Origin of the sequence: Stenotrophomonas sp. Ste96, from assembly GCF_024519495.1 — a bacterium.
Classification (GTDB): domain Bacteria; phylum Pseudomonadota; class Gammaproteobacteria; order Xanthomonadales; family Xanthomonadaceae; genus Stenotrophomonas; species Stenotrophomonas bentonitica_A.
Window position 1 is genome coordinate 1 of sequence record NZ_JALJRX010000065.1, and the last position, 258, is coordinate 258.

The following is a 258-nucleotide window of genomic DNA, read 5'->3' on the forward strand; positions in this document are numbered from 1 at the left end:
TCCTCAATGCAGTGCTGCTCGATGGCGTGCGGTCCTGCGCGCCGGCTGCGTGGACGACCTGGACCACCGCGGCAAAGGCTCGCAACGCGGCGGTCGATGCATGGCTGGAGGATGCCCGGCAGCAGTCGGGCTACGCGCCGTCGCGTCTGGCCGTCGTGGATAGCGCTCCGCGGGAGCAGTTCCTTTACCCCGAGTTTGGGCTGTACGCGGACGCGTTCCGGGAGCACGGCGTGGACTGCGTGATACGCGCACCCAACG

Annotated in this window: 1 pseudogene; it reads left to right on the top strand. The window is 69.0% G+C overall.

The annotated features are described in order from the left end of the window. Positions 1-258: pseudogene (locus tag OC373_RS18840) on the top strand (hypothetical protein); the annotation flags it as partial.